The organism is Paracandidimonas lactea (assembly GCF_021653995.1).
Taxonomy (GTDB): domain Bacteria; phylum Pseudomonadota; class Gammaproteobacteria; order Burkholderiales; family Burkholderiaceae_B; genus Allopusillimonas; species Allopusillimonas lactea.
Window position 1 is genome coordinate 1 of record NZ_JAJJOZ010000003.1, and the last position, 16,721, is coordinate 16,721.

A 16,721-nucleotide genomic window follows, 5' to 3' on the forward strand; every position below is an offset into this window, starting at 1 on the left:
GCCCTGTGCGGCTGGAACGGTGTGATTAGCCGTGTCTGATGAATGCCCTATCCCCCGTTTGTGGGGAAGAGCCCAAGGTGCTTACATGAACCCGGAAAACAAAACGCCAACCCCGGAGGATTGGCGTAAGTGCTTGAATCACTGGTGCCGGTTAGAGGAGTCGAACCCCTGACCTTCGCATTACAAGTGCGCTGCTCTACCAACTGAGCTAAACCGGCGAAAGGCGTCATTCTACTCGAAAAGCGGAGGCGGCGTGGAGAGGGGTGCCTGCGTAGTGATATGGGTTTGATTTTATAGATAAAAACATATTACAGAGAAATAGGCCGGAGATAGGCGTATATGACCGACATGTTCAGCGGTCAATTATCGCGCTATGTTGGGGAAAATGCTGAGATGGTAGGCACTTGTAGCCATTGACGTGCCTCTTCGCCGCGACTACGATCTATTCCTATATAAAAATGTATTTTTCTATATGAATATCTGCCTCATGGCAGGCCGTTTTCCGTAATCAATGACAAGGAACTTCAATGGCAGGACGTCTGGAGGGTAAGCTGGCGCTGGTTACGGCCGCCGGTCAGGGTATTGGGCGCGCCACGGCGCAGCGTTTCGCGCGCGAGGGCGCGACTGTCATTGCGACAGATCTGAACGAAGGGCTGTTGACTGGTCTGGAGGGGTGCCGAGTGGAGCGGCTTGATGCCACCGACGAGGCCGCCGTCAGGGCGCTTGCCGGCCGCACAGGCCCCATCGATATACTGTTCAATTGTGCGGGTTTTGTGCACGATGGCACTGTGCTCACCACAGATACCGATGCCTGGGAGTTCTCCATGCGCTTGAACGTCAGCTCTATGTATTACACCATCCGTGCCTTCCTGCCGGGCATGCTGGAAAAGGGCGCGGGCTCTATCATCAATATGTCGTCTGCGGCATCGAGCATCAAGGGGGTGCCCAATCGCTTTGTGTATGGCACGACGAAAGCGGCGGTGATTGGGCTCACCAAGTCGGTGGCGGCCGACTACGTCGGGCGGGGTATCCGCTGCAACGCCATCTGTCCTGGCACCATCGAATCCCCGTCGCTCGAAGGCCGCATCGCCCTGCAAGCCGAGAAGTACGGCAAGTCGCAAGAGGCCATTCGGGCTGATTTCATCGCCCGCCAGCCCGTCGGGCGCGTTGGCAAGGCGGACGAAATTGCCGCGCTGGCGGCGTACCTGGCTTCCGAGGAAGCCGCGTTTACAACCGGGACCACGCACGTCATCGACGGCGGCTGGTCTATCTGAACTTATGGTTGAGGAGAAATTGTAATGAAACTGCTGCGTTACGGCCCGGTGGGCCAGGAAAAGCCGGGCTGCCTGGACGCCGACGGCAAGGTACGCGATTTGTCGGGCAAGGTTGCCGATATCACTGCCGCCTCGCTGAGCAGGGCTGGGCTGGATGCCCTGAAGGCAATCGACACGGCCACGCTGCCGGTGGTGGCCAACCCTGGCCGCATCGGCACGCCGTACGCTGGCGTGGGCAAGTTTATCTGCGTGGGCCTCAATTACAGCGATCACGCCGCCGAAACCGGCGCCGAGCCGCCGTCCGAGCCCATTCTGTTCAACAAGTGGTCCGAGGCCACCGGCCCGAACGATCACATCGTGCTGCCCAAAGGCTCAAAGAAAACCGATTGGGAAGTCGAGCTGGGGGTGGTCATCGGCACCAAGGCGCGTTATGTGCCGCTCGACAATGCACTGCAGCATGTCGCTGGGTACTGCGTGGTTAACGACGTGTCAGAGCGCGAATACCAGATCGAGCGCGGCGGCACGTGGGACAAGGGCAAGGGCTGCGACACGTTCGGCCCCATCGGGCCTTGGTTGGTGACGGCCGACGAGGTGACCGATCCGCAGAATCTGGCCATGTGGCTGGACGTGAACGGCAAGCGCTTCCAGAATGGCAATACCCGCACCATGATCTTCGACGTGGCCTACCTGGTGCACTACATCAGCCAGTTCGTCACGCTGAATCCGGGCGACCTGATCTCAACCGGCACGCCGCCGGGCGTCGGCCTGGGCCAGAAGCCGCCGGTGTACCTGAAGGATGGCGACGTGGTGCGTCTGGGCATTGAGGGCCTGGGCGAGCAGCAGCAGAAGGTGCATGCCTGGAACGCGGAATTGCTGCGCTGACGGGCAGGCTTGCTGCTGTCCGTACCAGGCTGGCGCCATAAAAACGCCCGGGTTCCACGCAGAAGCGGCACCCGGGCGTTTGCGCAACAGCGCCTTTATTTACACCGTCACGCCCACTTGCCAGGGCGCGAACTCGTTCTGCCCGTAGCCGTGCAGCTCGCTTTTGGTGGGGGCGCCCGACGCCGCCGCCAGCATGCCGCGGTAGATCTTCTCGCCCAGGCTATCGATGGTTTCTTCACCGCTGATGATGGTACCGCAGTTGATGTCGATATCCTCTTCCTGTCGTTCGAAACAGGCATTATTGGTGCTCAACTTCAGTGAGGGTGAAGGCACGCAGCCGTAAGCCGAGCCCCGGCCCGTGGTGAAACAGATCAAATTGGCGCCGGAGGCCACCTGCCCCGTGGCCGAGACTGGGTCGAACCCCGGCGAATCCATGAACACCATGCCCTTGCTGCTCACAGGCTCGGCGTACTCATAGACATCGTTAAGGTTGGTGGTGCCCGCCTTGGCCACCGCGCCCAAGGACTTTTCCAGGATGGTGGTCAGCCCGCCCGCTTTGTTGCCGGCTGACGGGTTGTTGTTCATCTCGGCGTGGTTGCGCGCGCAGTAGTCTTCCCACCACTTGATGCGCCGCACGAGTTTTTCGCCGACCTCCCGGCTCACGGCACGCTGTGTCAACAGGTGCTCGGCGCCGTAGATCTCGGGGGTTTCGGACAAGATTGCTGTCCCGCCAGCCTTGACCAGACGATCAACCGCGGCACCCAGGGCAGGGTTGGCCGTAATGCCCGAGTAGCCGTCCGAGCCGCCGCACTGCAGGCCCACCATAAGGTGTGACGCTGATACAGGTTCGCGCCGCACTTGATTGGCTTCGGCCAGCATCTCCTTGACCCGTGCAATGCCTTGTGCCACCGCTTTTGTCGTGCCGCCCGCGTCCTGGATTGAATACGTGTAAAGCCGCCGCCCTTCCTGCAGCTTGCCGGCCGCCATTACCCCGGCGATCTGATTGGTTTCGCAGCCCAGGCCCACCATGAGGACAGAATAAAAATTGGCGTGGCGTGCATAGCCCGTGAGCGTGCGGCGCAAAATATCCATGGCCTCGCCCGCCGAGGCCATGCCGCAGCCAGTGGAGTGGGGCAATGCCACCACGCCGTCCACGTTGGGGTAGTCCGCCAGCGCGGCCGGGTTGATGTCGCGGCGGAAGTGGTCTGCAATTGCCTTGGCCACTGTCGCCGAGCAGTTCACGGACGTCAGGATGCCGATATAGTTGCGCGTTGCCACCCGGCCGTCCTCGCGCACGATCCCCATGAAGGTATCCGCGTTTTCATTGACTGCAATATCACGGCGGTGCGCACAGAAGTTGTAGTCGCGCTCGAACGTCATCATTGCCATGTTGTGGGTGTGCACATGCTGGCCGGCGCGGATGTCGCGCGTGGCAACACCGATGATCTGGTTGTAGCGGCGCACCGGCGTGCCGGCCGGGATGTCACAGGCGGCGATCTTGTGTCCCGACGGGATCAAGCCCAGCAGCGCAATGCCGTCCGCCGACTGGCCCTGCATGAGCTGCGTGGTCGCAATGATGACGTTGTCGTGTTTGTTGAGCCGGATGGTGGTCTTCTGCGGGTTGCTCTTCTGCATGGTGGATCCTGGAAGCGAAGAAAGAAAAAAGGGCGCCCGGCCCTGATGCGCGGGCCCGGCGCTGTTGTCAGCCGATCATGGTCATTAGTCTGCCGTGCGCGCGCATTAAGTGGCGCTGCATGGCGGCCATCGCCTGCAAAGGGTCGCGCGCCGCGACGGCCTCGTAGATATCCTGGTGCTCTTGCACGGCAACGCGCCAGGCGTCGAAATCGTCGAAATGCTTGTGCATGGTTTGCGCAACAGGGCTATAGCGCTGATCGAAGAGATCGCCCAGCGTTTGCAGCAGCAAGGCGTTGCCGGTGGTTTCGGCCAGGGTGATGTGGAACTGTCTGTCGGCGTCAGTGATGGATTGCGTGCGCTGCTTGCCGGGCTGGCGCAGCGCACGCTGCATGGCTTGCAGGCTCTTCCGGAGCTGGCGCAGTTGGCCGGGGGTGATGTGCAAGGCTGCATAGGCCGCCACACCGCCCTCTAGAAAGCCCCGCATCTGATTAACGTCGTGCGGGCTGTCGCCCAGCGGCGTTGCGGCGGCCTGCGCAGGGGCGGCCTCGATGTTGCGCAGATAGATGCCCGAGCCCACGCGTATCTCGATCTCGCCTCGCAGTTCGAGCGCGATCAGCCCTTCGCGCAGGCTGGGGCGCGAGATTTTCAGCAGTGCCGCGAGTTCTCGCTCAGAAGGCAGGCGGCCATTGTCGTCCACCTTAAGCGTGGGGATGGCGCGCCTGAGCGTGTCGGCAACGTGCAGATAGCTGCGGAAATTGCGCGCGGGGGCGGCGGAAGTCATCGTAATGCGATCCGGCAATGTGCCCTGTGCCACGCGGTGCGTGGCCAATGGCGGTGAAAAAGGGGGCGTTGAAAACGCTACGCTGGAAAACGATGCATTCGCCAACGCTGGAGCTATGGTAGGAAACGCACGCCCAACTGGTCAAACCAATATTCCAAAAAAATGCGCGTTTTAGGGTTATCGATAACTGGTTTTACCAATTTGTGCGGTTAGCATAACGCCAGGCTCGCTGTTTCACCCATAAAACAGGGTTTTGGGATGACATATCAGTTTGATTTCGCCGCCGTGCTCGAATACTGGCCCATGTTCCTCCAGGGGGTGCGCACCACGCTCCTCATGTCGTTCTGGTCGACATTGGCTGGTTTCTGCATGGGCGTGCTCTGTGCTATCGCCCGCAGTTCGGGCGTGCCCTGGCTGCGCAAGGTGGTGGGTGCCTATGTAGAGGTGATCCGCAATACGCCGCTCATCATCCAGAGCTATTTCCTGATCTTCGGCCTGTCCAGCATCGGCATCACGCTGCCCATCCTCACGGGCGCCGTGCTGGCGCTGGTGGTCAACATCACCGCCTATACCTGTGAGATCGTGCGCGCCGGCATCGAATCCGTGCCGCGCAGCCAGCGCGAAGCGGGCGAGTGCCTTGGCCTGTCGCCGCTGCAGGTTTACTGGCACGTCATCCTGGCGCCCGCCCTCGAACGCGTATACCCGGCCCTTACCAGCCAGTTTGTGCTGCTGATGCTGGTCACCAGCGTGCTGTCTGCCGTGGGCACGGAAGACCTGTTCGGCATCTCGGGCAATGTGCAAGCGCTCACCTTCCGAAACTTCGAAGTATTCATTGTGCTGTGGGTGGTGTACCTGGCCATGTCTTTTGTTGTGCGCGGCGCCTTCGGGTTGGCCGGAAAAGTCATGTTCGTGCGTCGACGCCGCCTGGGCACGCCGCTATGATCAGGGGCCGCGCATGAATCACGAACAAGCGCTTTATCTGTTGCACGGAGCCTGGGGCACCCTGGTGTTGTCGGTGCTGACGTTTTTATTTGCCAGCATCGCCGGATTGACGGTGGCGCTGATGCGGGTATCCGACAGCCCGGGCATACGCGGAGCGGCCTTCGGCTACATCAACCTCATCCAGGGCACGCCATTGCTGGTACTGATGGGCGTCTGTTTCTATGGTCCCACCATTGTGGGTTATAGCTCGGTGCCGCCCATGGTGGCCGCTGTGCTGGCGCTGACCATACAATCGGCGGCTTTCCTGGGCGAGATCTGGCGTGGCTGCATACAGGCCGTGCCCAAAAGCCAGTGGGAAGCCGCCGAATGCCTGGGGCTGGGCCGCACCCAGCGTATGTTCCAGGTCATCCTGCCGCAGGCGCTGCGCATCGCTACGCCGCCCACCGTGGGTTTCATGGTGCAGATTGTCAAGAACACGTCGTTTGCCTCGCTGGTCATCGGCTTTGCCGAGCTGTCATACAACGCCAAGATTCTCAACAACGCCACCTTCCAGCCCTTCCTGTATTTCGGTGCGGCGGCGGTGCTGTACTTCATTATCTGTTATCCGCTGTCTTGGATGAGTCTGCGCCTGGAGCGCCGGCTCACGATTGCGCGCGGGTAGGTCTCATCCATCACAAGCCCGGCCTGAGCCGGGCGCTACTGGAGCTGTGCATGCACGCATCTGAAGTTGTCCGCCTGAGCAATGTGCACAAATGGTTTGGCGACAACCACGTTCTCAAGGGCGTCGACCTTGCGGTGAACAAAGGTGAGATCGTGGCCATCATCGGCCAGAGCGGGTCAGGCAAGAGCACCGCGCTGCGCTGCATGGACCATCTGGAGCAGATCAACGAAGGAGAGATCCGCGTCTGCGGCCACACGTTTGGCGCCGGCATACAGCGCAAGAACCTCAAGCAGTTGCGCCAGGATGTGGGTATCGTGTTCCAGAGCTACAACCTGTTCCCGCACCTGACGGTGGGCCAGAACATCATGCTGGCGCCGCGCTCCGTGCGCCGCATGTCGCGTGCGCAGGCGCGCGAGGTTGCCGAATCGGTGCTGTCACAGGTCGGCCTGCTGGAAAAAATCGATTTCTATCCTGAACAGTTATCGGGCGGCCAGCAGCAGCGTGTGGCAATCGCGCGCTCACTGGCCATGGGGCCCAAGCTCATGCTGTTCGACGAGGTGACCTCGGCGCTCGACCCGCAGCTCACCGGAGAGGTGCTTCGCGTAATCGAAAAACTCGCCAGTGGGGGCATGACCATGGTGCTGGTGACGCACGAAATGGGTTTCGCCATGAAGGTGGCCCATCGCATTATTTTCATGCACCAGGGCCGCATCCACGAAGAGGGTGGCCCCGACATCCTGCGCCAGCCCGTCACACCCGAACTCAGGCAGTTTGTCAGCAATGGCCTGTGAGGCAAGTGCCACGGCTGCGGCAGCGCAGGCCGGCAGCAACGCAGCAGGTTATGCAGAAGCAGGTTATGCAGCAGCAAATCACGCAGCAGCAAATCACGCAGCAGCAAATCTAACAGTACCAAATCTAACAGTACCAAATCCAACAGTACCAAATCCAACAGTACCAAATCCAACAGTACCAAATCCAGCAGTAGAAGCCCGCGCAGCGGCTGCCGCTGCCCAACGACAGGCAATCATGCCATCCCTCAGGAGACAACAATGAAACCCTTCACCCGCCGCGCTACGCTTGCCACGCTGGCATGTGCCACCGCTATGCTGACCTTGGGCGTTACGCCCGTCCAGGCCAATACGCTGGAAGAAATCATGGCGCAAAAAGTACTGCGCGTGGCCATCGACCTGAATGCGCCGCCCTATGGCATGAAAGATCAGGCTATGAAGGAAACCGGCTCGGACGTGGACACCGCGCGCCTGATCGCCAAGGCGCTCGGGGTGCAACTGGAAATCGTGCCCACCACACAAGCCAACCGTATCCCTTTCCTGCTGACCAACAAGGCGGACATCGTCATCTCCAGCCTGTCCATCACAGATGAGCGCAAAAAGGTCATCGACTTTACCGAGCCCTATGCGGCCATCCAGTCGGTGATCGCCGCGCCCAAGGCGGCCGCCATCAGCAAGATGGAGGATCTGGCTGGCAAAACCGTTGTGACTGCGCGCGGCACCACTAACGACGCAAATGTTACCCGCCTGGCGCCAGCAGGCACCAACATCGTGCGCTTCGAGAACGACGCCACAGCCATCACCGCCATTACCAGCGGCCAAGCCAGCATCTTTTCTACCGCGCCCGCCATCGTTGCGGCGCTGAACAAGAAAGACCCGGCCAAGGCGCTGGACATCAAGGTCGTCATGGCCACCGCCAAAATGGGTATCGGCGTCACCAAGCAGAACACCGCGCTCAAGGAAAAACTCGACGCGCTGATCCGCGAGAACCTGAAGAATGGCGAGATCAACGCCATTTTCAAGAAATACCACGGCACCGACCTGCCCAAGGAAATAACCGGGGGCGAGTCGGCCTGAACGGTGGGGCGTGGCATCACGCCCCACACAGACTATGTTTCAGCACCGGGGTAATACCGCCCCGCGTGGGCGCCCGGCGCGGGTTTCAATCCACCGTAACGTTGGCGGTCTTGATTACCTCAGCCCATTTCTTCGTTTCGCTCTGGATGAAGTCGCGGAAGTGTTCCGGCGTGCCGCCGCCGATCTGGCCACCGGTGGCGTCGAAGGCCTTTTTGACCTCGGGCTTCTGGAGGATGTGGTTGAATGCCGCGTTCAGCTTCTGGATGATAGGCTGGGGTGTGCCGGCAGGGGCGATAATGCCTTGCCAGTTGTAGGACTCGAAGCCGGGCAGGCCGGATTCGGCCACGGTGGGCACGTCGGGCAGCAGGGCGAGGCGCTTGGCGCTGGTGACCGCAATGGGGTGCACCTTGTTGGCCTGGATGGCCGGCAGCGCGGCGTAACCCATTTCGAACATCATGTCGATATGGCCGGCCATGAGGTCGGTTGCAGCGGGTGCGCCGCCCTTGTAGGGCACGTGCGTCATCTTGACGCCTGCCGTGGATGCAAACAGCTCGCCCGACAGGTGGTGCGCACCACCTACGCCCGAGGAGCCGAACGTGAGGGCGCCAGGGTCTTTCTTGGCCAGCGCAATCACTTCAGCGAGGTTCTTGACCGGCACTTGCTTGTTAACGTTGAGGATGAGCGGGCTTTCTTCGATCAAAATGATCGGCGCAATGTCTTTCTTGACGTCGTAGGGGACGTTCTTGGGCATCAGCGTGGGGTTCACCGCCAATGGGGCCAGATTGCCGCTACCGATCGTATAGCCATCGGGCTTGGCGCGGGAGATGTCGGCTGTGCCAATCACGCCGCCGGCGCCCGCTTTGTTCTCGACGACAACTTTGGCATTCAGCTCTTTGGCCAGCTCTTCGCCGAGCATACGCATGCGTGTGTCGGCGAAACCGCCGGCGGCATACGGGACAATGATGGTAATAGGCCGGCCGGTGGGCCATTCCGCCGCGTGTGCGGCAACGGGAATCAGGCTGCATGCTGCAGCCACAAGCGCCGTCAGGCGAAGATGCTTGGTGAGTTTCATGACTTTCGCGGGAAAAATAAACGACGCCGCCCCCGGGAGTGGGTGCGGCGCCAACATTGTATGCGCTTATGCGGCAAGGAGTCGGGTGCGCGGCCCCTGCAAATGCCTGCCTTGTTCTTTTACTTGACGATCGTCAAGCGGGGCGGCTTGGGGTCGTCGTCGGGCGGTGTGGGGGGGCGGCCTGTGTTGTCTGACACTACTTTGGGGCCGCTGCCTTCTTCCGCCGGTGCAGGTTCGGTGCCGGGATAGGGCTCGGATGCGACCACGTCGAAGCCCATGCCCGCGCCGGTTTCGCGCGCGTAGATGGCAGACACAGCCGCCACTGGCACATAGATTTGCTCTGTAACCCCGCCAAAGCGGGTTTGGAACTCGATGTAGTCGTTGCCCAGTTTGAGGCGGTTGGTGGCAAGGGTGCCTATGTTGAGTGTGATCTGCCCGTCGTGGATATGCGCGCGCGGCACGATGGTGTTGGCGTCTACCGTCACCACGATGTGTGGTGTGTAGCCGTTGTCGGTGCACCATTCGTGCAGCGCGCGGATCAGATAGGGCTTGGTCGAAGACTCTTGCATGGTGGTGGCTTAGCGGCGCATGACCTTCTCGGATGGCGTCAGCGCTTCAATGTAGGCGGGCCGCGAGAAAATGCGCTCGGCGTATTTTTGCAGCGGCGCCGCGTTCTTGGGCAGTTCAATACCGTAGTGATCCAGGCGCCACAGCAGCGGTGCGATGGAGACGTCCAGCATCGAGAACTCTTCACCCAGCATGTACTTGCTCTTGATCAGCATGGGAGCAAGCTGCGCCAGGCGGTCGCGGATGTTCTGCCGGGCGGTTTCCTGGGCCCGTGTGTCGGTGTTCGATCGGTCTTCGAGCACCGACACGTGTACGAAGAGCTCTTTTTCGAAGTTATAGAGGAACAAGCGCGTGCGCGCGCGCATGACAGGATCCGCCGGCATGAGCTGGGGATGCGGAAAGCGCTCGTCGATATATTCGTTGATGATGTTGGATTCGTACAGGACAAGATCGCGTTCGACAAGAATGGGTACCTGACCGTATGGGTTCATCACCGAAATATCTTCCGGCTTGTTGTAGAGGTCGATGTCACGGATTTCGAAATCCATGCCTTTTTCAAACAGTACAAACCGGCAGCGTTGGGAGAACGGGCAAGTCGTTCCAGAATAAAGCACCATCATGTCGGGGGTTCCAATCTCAAGAATAATAGGGCAGGCGGGCGCACAGCCGATCACACTGCCGAAAAGGGAAACAGGCGTACATGCTACGCCTGTTTCCCTTATATAGTGTAATCGCTTCGCACCTTGCAAAGCGAATCGGTTACTTAACTACGGTTATCTGCGGTGATAACCACGTTATTTTACGTGTTTCCAGTAAGCGGCGTTCAAACGCCATGCCACCACCAGGAACAGGCCAAGGAACAGCAGCACCCAGACGCCCAGTTGCTTGCGCTGCAGTTGCATCGGTTCGGCCATCCAGCCCAGGAAGTTGGCCAGGTCGGCCACGTTGTTATCGAACGTGGCCGTAGCACGCGGGTCTGCCGAGGTGAATACCGCCTTGTCGCTGGCGTGACCATGGTAATCGGCCAGCACCTCGGTCTTGATGGTGGAATAGCCTTGTGCATCGTAAGAGGCGGTCACGCGCTCCCAGGCTTTGCTGCCGTCAGCCTTTTCTACCTGGTGCACGGTGGTGCGGTCCATGGTGCGCGGGCCTTGCAGCTGCCAAAGGATATTGGGCATGGCGATGTTGGGGAACACGGTATTGTCCCAGCCGCTGATCTTGGTGGTATCGCGGTAGAACGAGCGCATCAGCGTGTAGATGTAGTCGACACCCGAGGCACCCATATTGACGGACTTGGCGCGCGCGATCACGGATAGGTCGGGCGGCATGGTGCCGAACCACTTCTTGGCATCTTCCGGCTTCATGGCGATGGTCATCAGATCGCCCACCTTGTTGCCCGTGAACAGAAGGTTCTTCTGGATCATTTCGTCGGTCAGGCCGATCTCGGTGAGCTTGTTGTAGCGCATCGAGTTGGCACTGTGACAGCCCATGCAGTAGTTGACGAACAGCTTGGCGCCGTTCTGCAGCGACGCCATGTCATTGATGCGGTCTGGCGCCGTGTCGAGCTTGACGGTGGACGCGGCAAGCGCAACCGTGCAGGACAGTGACAGGGCGATGACGCTGAGCAGCTTTTTAATCATGATCATTCCGTATCGTGTTGGGTTGCCTTAGTGAGCATGGAACGTGACGCGGTCGGGCACTTTCTTGAAGGTGCCCAAGCGGCTCCACACGGGCATCAGCAGGAAGAAGCCCAGGTAGATCAGCGTACCGATCTGGCTCATGAGGTTGAACGTGGGATTGGGCGCTTGCGTGCCCAGGTAGCCCAACACCAGGAAGTTGACAATGAAAATGGCGTACAGAACTTTGTGCCAGCCTGGGCGATAGCGGATCGACTTGACGGGCGAGTGATCCAGCCAGGGCAGGAAGAACAGGATGACGACCGCGCCGCCCATGGCCACCACACCCCAGAATTTGGCATCGATGACGCGCAGCAGGACGGCCACCACCAGCAGGATCACCGGCACAGCGATGCGCCAGATACCCTGCAGGTTGCTCTTGATGAACAGCACGATGGCGGCGAGCACCGCAGCGCCGGTAAGCACCAGGGTGAAATCGGCCGTCGTGGCGCGCAGCATCGAGTAGAAGGGCGTGAAGTACCACACCGGTGCGATATGCGGCGGGGTCTTGAGCGGGTCGGCCGGCAGGAAGTTGTTGTATTCCAGGAAGTAGCCGCCCATCTCGGGCGCAAAGAAGATGATGGCCGCGAACACAATCAGGAAGCCCGCCACGCCCACCAGGTCATGCACCGAGTAGTAGGGGTGGAAGGGGATGCCATCCATGGGGCGGCCGTAGCGGTCTTTCGGGCCTTGCTTGATCTCGACGCCGTCGGGGTTGTTCGAGCCCACTTCGTGCAGTGCGATGATGTGCGCCACTACCAGACCGATCAGCACCAGTGGAATCGCAATCACGTGGAACGCGAAGAAGCGGTTCAGCGTAGCGTCGGATACGACGTAGTCGCCGCGGATCCAGATGGCGAGGTCAGGACCGATAAAGGGGATGGCCGAGAACAGGTTGACGATCACCTGGGCGCCCCAGTACGACATCTGGCCCCAGGGCAGCAGGTAGCCGAAGAACGCTTCGCCCATCAGGCACAGGAAGATGGCCACGCCGAAGATCCACACCAGTTCGCGCGGCTTGCGGTACGAGCCGTAGAACAGGCCGCGCAGCATATGCAGGTACACCACCACGAAGAACATCGAAGCGCCGGTGGAGTGCATGTAGCGGATCAGCCAGCCCCAAGGCACTTCGCGCATGATGTATTCAACAGACTCGAACGCCAGCTTGGCATCGGGCTTGTAGTTCATGACCAGGAAAATGCCGGTGACGATCTGGAGGACCAGAACCAGCAGCGCCAGGGACCCAAAGAAGTACCAGAAATTGAAGTTCTTGGGCGCGTAATATTCCGACATGTGCTCCTTGAACAGGGACGTCAGCGGAAAGCGTCTGTCTATCCAGCCCAAGAGTCCAGTCGTATCGACGGTTTTCTCGCCAGCCATGAAACGGCTCCTTTTTTATCTCTCTGTGTAACGGGTGCGGTGCGGAGGGCGGGCCGAGGCGCCGCCATCCGGTGATCAGGCTTTGTTGTTCTCGTCGACACCGATGACAACTTTGGTGCCGTCGTCGGAGAAGACGTAGGGCGGCACCTCGAGGTTGTCGGGTGCAGGCTTGTTGGCGAACACACGGCCCGCCAGATCGAACGTGGAGCCATGGCAGGGGCACAGGAAGCCGCCTTTCCAGTTGGCCGGCAGGCCGCCGGCCGCGGAAAACTCGGGCGTGGGCGAGCAGCCCAGATGGGTACAGATACCTACGGCAACGAAGTATTCGGGCTTGCGCGAGCGGTATTCGTTCTTGGCGTATTCGGGCGTATAACCCGGCCGCTCTGACTGAGGGTCGGCCAGCTGGCTGTCGAGTGAGGGGAGGTCTTTGATCTGCTGCTCGGTGCGGCGAAGGATCCACACAGGCTTGCCCCGCCATTCGACCGTCATCATCTGGCCAGGCGCCAGACCGGAGATATCGGCTTCGACCGGCGCGCCCGCCGCGCGGGCCTTTTCGGACGGAGCAAAGGAACCGACGAACGGGACGGCGGTGGCCACGCCTGCGGCCCCACCCACCGCACAGGCGGTGGTCACCCAGAAACGCCGCGACGGGTCAACCGGCAGATTGGGATCCACCGCGCCGGAGTCGTCCAGCTGTGTCGTTGTGTCACTCATTCTAGTATCCTTGTTGATGCCCGCACGGGCATTGCCTTTTCACGATTTCTGGCTAGGTACAAACTTATCAACCGCGTATTATAGCGATACCCCAGTATGCAGGTGTACTGGGTTAAATCAAAACAACTTCACGCATGGTGCGCAATGAGGGGTAATCATGAGTAAAGCACGCGGCTTTTTGCAAGAGTTCCGGGAGTTCGCGGTAAAGGGCAACATGATCGACCTTGCCGTAGGTGTGATCATCGGCGCTGCGTTCGGCAAGATCATCGATTCTTTGGTCAAAGACGTCATCATGCCGATCATCAACTTCATTCTGGGCGGGCAAATCGACTTCACCAGTAAATTCATTGCATTGAGCATCCCCGAAGGCTATACGGGTCCGCAAACTTACGATGCCTTGTCCAAGGCCGGCGCCAACCTGCTGGCGTGGGGCAACTTCGTCACCATCTTCATCAACTTCATTCTGTTGGCCTTTGTCGTGTTCTGCCTGGTCAAGGCCGTCAACGCAGCGCGTCGCCGCGTCGAGCGCGAAGAAGAAGCGGCGCCACCTCCTGCGCCGGCTGAAGACGTGGTGCTGCTGCGCGAAATCCGCGATCTGCTCAGCAAGCGGTAAGGCACTGCCGCGCCCTTGGGCTTCGCCCGGGCAGCCATCAGCATCACAGGGCGCGCTGCATGCACAGTATGTCGCGCAGCGCGCCCTGTTTATTGTTGTATAGGCTCGGATGGCTCTTTTGTTGCCGCTAAACCGGGTTGTCCAGATCCACAAACTCGACGTCGATACCGAACTGCTGTGCAATGGCCTGGCCCAACGCCTGTATGCCATAGCGTTCGGTGGCGTGGTGGCCGGCACTGATAAAGCCCACGCCCGTTTCATTGGCAAGGTGAAAGGTGGGTTCCGACACTTCGCCGGTGATATAGGCATCCGCGCCCGCTTCGATGGCCGCGTCCATCATGCTTTGCGCGGCGCCGGTACACCATGCCACACGCCGCACGGGCCGTTGTAAATCACCAACAGTCAGCGGCGCACGATGTAAGCGCTTGCTAACAGATGTAGCCAAATCCCCCAGCGTGGCGACCGCCGGGCATGTACCCAGCCAAACCAGGTCCCCCGGCCCGCAAGTGAGCGGTGCGCCAGTGTCGTCGCGGTCGGGCGTCAGGCCCAGCACGCGCGCCAACTGAGCGTTGTTACCCAGTTCGGGGTGGGCGTCCAGCGGCAAGTGGTAGGCGAAAATATTCAGCTCGTTGGCGAGCGCCAGGGCCAGTCGCCGCCGCTTGGGCCCCCGCACGCGCGGGTCTTCGTTCTTCCAGAACCAGCCGTGGTGCGCCAGCACCGCGTCCGCGCCACGTGCCACGGCATGCTCCAGCAAGGCCTGGCTGACGGTTACGCCGGTGACGATACGCTGTATGGTGTCGCGTCCTTCCACCTGTAGGCCGTTGGGGCAATAGTCTTTAAAGCGCCCTGCCTGCAGGGTGTCGTCCAGCCAATTGGCCAGCGTGTGCGTGGAAACATGATTCATGGGTTGATTATCCTGTCGTCGGTGCCGGTGTGCCGGCGCCTGTTGTGATGGGGTGCACAGCGTTCGAGCATGCCGTGCCTCGCCAAGTCGCGTATACCCCTGTGTGTGCATGGTTGCGGCCTGCCGCGCATCTCGGTAGGCTTTGAGGGTACTGGCCTTCGCCGCCTGCCAGCCATTCTCTTTCATCAGATAGTCTATGCGCCGATTGTGGTTGTTATTTGCCCAGACAGTGACGGTATGCCTGGGTATTTTATTCATCGTCACCACACTGCGCCCAGATTGGCTGCGAGGCATGTCCGTCGCGCCCGAGCGAGAAGGGGTGCGCGGGCAGGCTGCCGCACCGGCCAAGCCTGCGCGAACCGCACAGCCAGTGTCGTCGTTCGCGGATGCCGTAGCCCGGGCCACGCCATCGGTGGTTAATGTCTATACCCGCAAACACATCGATGTGCCGCTGCTTCCGCTGCCGCCCGACCCGGAGCTTGAGCGGCTGTTTCGCGAGGTACCTGGGTTCAGCCGCCGCAAAGAGTCGACCAACCTCGGTTCGGGCGTCATCGTGCGTGGCGACGGTTATATCCTCACTAATTATCACGTGATCGAGGCCGCAGACGCCATCGAGGTCGCCGTAAGCGACGGCCGCGAAACGCGCGCCAAACTTGTGGGCGCCGATCCGGAAAGCGACCTGGCGGTCCTCAAGGTTGATCTGCCTAAGTTGTCGGCTATCGATTTTTCAGACGAAGCGGTGGTACGCACGGGTGATATCGTGCTGGCGATCGGCAACCCCTTCGGAGTGGGGCAGACGACGACAATGGGTATTGTCTCCGCGATGGGCCGCAACCGGCTGGGCATCAATATCTACGAAAACTTCATCCAGACCGACGCCGCGATCAACCCGGGCAATTCCGGCGGCGCGCTGGTGGATACGGCAGGGCGGCTGGTAGGCATCAATACCGCCATCTACTCTGAAACCGGGGGCTCGCTGGGCATAGGCTTCGCCATCCCCGCCGCTGCGGCGCGCACGATCATGGATCAGATCATCCAGACGGGTACCGTGACGCGCGGCTGGCTAGGCATCGAGCCGCAAGACATCACCCCTGATCTGGCCCGTGCATTCGACATGAAGGTCGACCATGGTGTGATCATTGCCACCATTCTGCGCGGCGGGCCTGCTGCCCAAGCGGGCTTGCGGGTGGGCGACATCATCCTGCGCATCGGCAAGCAAGAGGTTTACGATTCCATCGGCTTCCTGAACCAGATCGCGCCATTGAAGCCTGGCGAAACCGCGCGGCTTACCGTCCTGCGCAACGGCCGCGAGGTTTCCGTAGACATAAAGGTGGGCACCCGGCCGCCTATCCGCAAAGGGTAAGCCGCCGGAATCTCTGCTTCGGTTAGCGTCCTAACCCGTCGCTGTCACCGCGCAGGGATCGTGGCCCACTGCGGTGGCCCTTCGGGCTACCCGCGCAGGCACCCTGAGCCGAGGCGCCCCGCCCCGTACGCGGCGACATCGACTAAGCAGTTGGGACTGAGTAGAGCTTCCAACAACAACATCCGTGAGCGACCACGTAACAAATAGGCTGCCCGACCCCCCAACAGCATTCCATGTGAGGGGCGCCGTGGCGGGACAGGCTGGGCGAGCGATCGAAGCGACCGGCCTGTCCCGCCACGGCGCCCCGGCTAAAGAAGCCCACCCGCGTGCAAGCAAAAATGCCCCGGCTAAAGAAGCCCACCCCCGTGCAAGCAAAAAGCCCGCGTGCAAGC

General features: G+C 60.7%; 17 protein-coding genes and 1 tRNA gene. 8 read left to right on the forward strand and 10 right to left on the reverse strand.

Translation table 11 applies throughout. The annotated features are described in order from the left end of the window. Positions 1-142 precede the first annotated feature (142 nt). Positions 143-218: transfer RNA gene (locus tag LOL23_RS06835), tRNA-Thr, on the reverse strand. Positions 219-527: 309 nt separating this feature from the next. Between LOL23_RS06835 and LOL23_RS06840 the strand changes: the two genes are divergently transcribed. Beyond that, on the forward strand, positions 528-1,274 hold the full coding sequence (locus tag LOL23_RS06840) for an SDR family oxidoreductase (protein WP_160977165.1): 747 nt from the start codon (positions 528-530) through the stop codon (positions 1,272-1,274). Between the two features lie 24 nt (positions 1,275-1,298). Then, positions 1,299-2,156, forward strand: coding sequence for a fumarylacetoacetate hydrolase family protein (locus tag LOL23_RS06845; RefSeq protein ID WP_237173336.1), 858 nt, complete (start codon positions 1,299-1,301; stop codon positions 2,154-2,156). A gap of 99 nt (positions 2,157-2,255) precedes the next feature. On the opposite strand, the gene LOL23_RS06850 is transcribed toward LOL23_RS06845, so the two are convergent. Both LOL23_RS06850 and LOL23_RS06855 read right to left on the reverse strand, forming a co-directional pair. After that, positions 2,256-3,791, reverse strand: coding sequence for a UxaA family hydrolase (locus LOL23_RS06850; RefSeq protein WP_237173337.1), 1,536 nt, complete (start codon positions 3,789-3,791; stop codon positions 2,256-2,258). 67 nt (positions 3,792-3,858) lie between these two features. Further along, positions 3,859-4,572 (reverse strand): FadR/GntR family transcriptional regulator, encoded by a 714-nt coding sequence (locus LOL23_RS06855; protein ID WP_160977159.1) that lies wholly within the window; start codon positions 4,570-4,572, stop codon positions 3,859-3,861. 258 nt (positions 4,573-4,830) lie between these two features. Between LOL23_RS06855 and LOL23_RS06860 the strand changes: the two genes are divergently transcribed. From LOL23_RS06860 to LOL23_RS06875, 4 genes are all read left to right on the forward strand, one after another. After that, on the forward strand, positions 4,831-5,514 hold the full coding sequence (locus LOL23_RS06860) for an amino acid ABC transporter permease (protein WP_160977157.1): 684 nt from the start codon (positions 4,831-4,833) through the stop codon (positions 5,512-5,514). Between the two features lie 13 nt (positions 5,515-5,527). Further along, positions 5,528-6,175, forward strand: a complete 648-nt coding sequence (locus LOL23_RS06865) for an amino acid ABC transporter permease (RefSeq protein WP_160977155.1) — start codon at positions 5,528-5,530, stop codon at positions 6,173-6,175. Between the two features lie 50 nt (positions 6,176-6,225). Then, a complete protein-coding gene (locus LOL23_RS06870; protein WP_237173338.1) occupies positions 6,226-6,966 on the forward strand; it encodes an amino acid ABC transporter ATP-binding protein in 741 nt (246 codons plus the stop codon). 258 nt (positions 6,967-7,224) lie between these two features. Continuing rightward, complete coding sequence (locus LOL23_RS06875; protein WP_237173339.1) at positions 7,225-8,040, forward strand: transporter substrate-binding domain-containing protein; 816 nt, start codon at positions 7,225-7,227, stop codon at positions 8,038-8,040. Between the two features lie 85 nt (positions 8,041-8,125). On the opposite strand, the gene LOL23_RS06880 is transcribed toward LOL23_RS06875, so the two are convergent. From LOL23_RS06880 to petA, 6 genes are all read right to left on the reverse strand, one after another. Beyond that, the gene (locus LOL23_RS06880; protein WP_237173340.1) at positions 8,126-9,112 is read right to left on the reverse strand and encodes a Bug family tripartite tricarboxylate transporter substrate binding protein; all 987 of its coding nucleotides are present in this window, start codon (positions 9,110-9,112) and stop codon (positions 8,126-8,128) included. Positions 9,113-9,231: 119 nt separating this feature from the next. After that, positions 9,232-9,681: a ClpXP protease specificity-enhancing factor gene (locus LOL23_RS06885; protein WP_160977149.1), complete on the reverse strand. Its 450-nt coding sequence runs from the start codon at positions 9,679-9,681 to the stop codon at positions 9,232-9,234. Positions 9,682-9,690: 9 nt separating this feature from the next. Then, on the reverse strand, positions 9,691-10,299 hold the full coding sequence (locus LOL23_RS06890; RefSeq protein WP_160977147.1) for a glutathione S-transferase N-terminal domain-containing protein: 609 nt from the start codon (positions 10,297-10,299) through the stop codon (positions 9,691-9,693). Between the two features lie 174 nt (positions 10,300-10,473). Next, positions 10,474-11,325: a cytochrome c1 gene (locus LOL23_RS06895; protein ID WP_202411615.1), complete on the reverse strand. Its 852-nt coding sequence runs from the start codon at positions 11,323-11,325 to the stop codon at positions 10,474-10,476. Between the two features lie 21 nt (positions 11,326-11,346). Then, on the reverse strand, positions 11,347-12,735 hold the full coding sequence (locus LOL23_RS06900) for a cytochrome b (protein ID WP_160977143.1): 1,389 nt from the start codon (positions 12,733-12,735) through the stop codon (positions 11,347-11,349). A gap of 75 nt (positions 12,736-12,810) precedes the next feature. Then, entirely contained in the window at positions 12,811-13,449 is a 639-nt protein-coding gene (petA, locus tag LOL23_RS06905) for a ubiquinol-cytochrome c reductase iron-sulfur subunit (RefSeq protein ID WP_160977141.1), read from the reverse strand. Positions 13,450-13,606: 157 nt separating this feature from the next. On the opposite strand from petA, the gene mscL reads away from it, so the two are divergent. Further along, complete coding sequence (gene mscL, locus LOL23_RS06910; protein WP_160977139.1) at positions 13,607-14,062, forward strand: large conductance mechanosensitive channel protein MscL; 456 nt, start codon at positions 13,607-13,609, stop codon at positions 14,060-14,062. Positions 14,063-14,189: 127 nt separating this feature from the next. Here the strand turns inward: mscL and LOL23_RS06915 are convergent, their stop codons facing one another. Next, a complete protein-coding gene (locus LOL23_RS06915) occupies positions 14,190-14,966 on the reverse strand; it encodes a Nif3-like dinuclear metal center hexameric protein (protein WP_237173341.1) in 777 nt (258 codons plus the stop codon). Between the two features lie 196 nt (positions 14,967-15,162). Between LOL23_RS06915 and LOL23_RS06920 the strand changes: the two genes are divergently transcribed. Beyond that, positions 15,163-16,329, forward strand: coding sequence for a S1C family serine protease (locus tag LOL23_RS06920; RefSeq protein WP_160977135.1), 1,167 nt, complete (start codon positions 15,163-15,165; stop codon positions 16,327-16,329). The last annotated feature ends 392 nt before the right edge of the window (positions 16,330-16,721 follow it).

Excerpts from the sequence above, each read along its gene's own strand:
- LOL23_RS06885 (WP_160977149.1), bottom strand. The coding sequence starts at position 9,681 with ATGCAAGAGTCTTCGACCAAGCCCTATCTGATCCGCGCGCTGCACGAA.
- LOL23_RS06845 (WP_237173336.1), top strand. The coding sequence starts at position 1,299 with ATGAAACTGCTGCGTTACGGCCCGGTGGGCCAGGAAAAGCCGGGCTGC.
- LOL23_RS06850 (WP_237173337.1), bottom strand. The coding sequence starts at position 3,791 with ATGCAGAAGAGCAACCCGCAGAAGACCACCATCCGGCTCAACAAACAC.
- LOL23_RS06890 (WP_160977147.1), bottom strand. The coding sequence starts at position 10,299 with ATGATGGTGCTTTATTCTGGAACGACTTGCCCGTTCTCCCAACGCTGC.
- petA (WP_160977141.1), bottom strand. The coding sequence starts at position 13,449 with ATGAGTGACACAACGACACAGCTGGACGACTCCGGCGCGGTGGATCCC.
- LOL23_RS06920 (WP_160977135.1), top strand. The coding sequence starts at position 15,163 with ATGCGCCGATTGTGGTTGTTATTTGCCCAGACAGTGACGGTATGCCTG.
- mscL (WP_160977139.1), top strand. The coding sequence starts at position 13,607 with ATGAGTAAAGCACGCGGCTTTTTGCAAGAGTTCCGGGAGTTCGCGGTA.
- LOL23_RS06875 (WP_237173339.1), top strand. The coding sequence starts at position 7,225 with ATGAAACCCTTCACCCGCCGCGCTACGCTTGCCACGCTGGCATGTGCC.
- LOL23_RS06915 (WP_237173341.1), bottom strand. The coding sequence starts at position 14,966 with ATGAATCATGTTTCCACGCACACGCTGGCCAATTGGCTGGACGACACC.
- LOL23_RS06870 (WP_237173338.1), top strand. The coding sequence starts at position 6,226 with ATGCACGCATCTGAAGTTGTCCGCCTGAGCAATGTGCACAAATGGTTT.
- LOL23_RS06880 (WP_237173340.1), bottom strand. The coding sequence starts at position 9,112 with ATGAAACTCACCAAGCATCTTCGCCTGACGGCGCTTGTGGCTGCAGCA.
- LOL23_RS06860 (WP_160977157.1), top strand. The coding sequence starts at position 4,831 with ATGACATATCAGTTTGATTTCGCCGCCGTGCTCGAATACTGGCCCATG.
- LOL23_RS06840 (WP_160977165.1), top strand. The coding sequence starts at position 528 with ATGGCAGGACGTCTGGAGGGTAAGCTGGCGCTGGTTACGGCCGCCGGT.
- LOL23_RS06855 (WP_160977159.1), bottom strand. The coding sequence starts at position 4,572 with ATGACTTCCGCCGCCCCCGCGCGCAATTTCCGCAGCTATCTGCACGTT.
- LOL23_RS06900 (WP_160977143.1), bottom strand. The coding sequence starts at position 12,735 with ATGGCTGGCGAGAAAACCGTCGATACGACTGGACTCTTGGGCTGGATA.
- LOL23_RS06865 (WP_160977155.1), top strand. The coding sequence starts at position 5,528 with ATGAATCACGAACAAGCGCTTTATCTGTTGCACGGAGCCTGGGGCACC.
- LOL23_RS06895 (WP_202411615.1), bottom strand. The coding sequence starts at position 11,325 with ATGATCATGATTAAAAAGCTGCTCAGCGTCATCGCCCTGTCACTGTCC.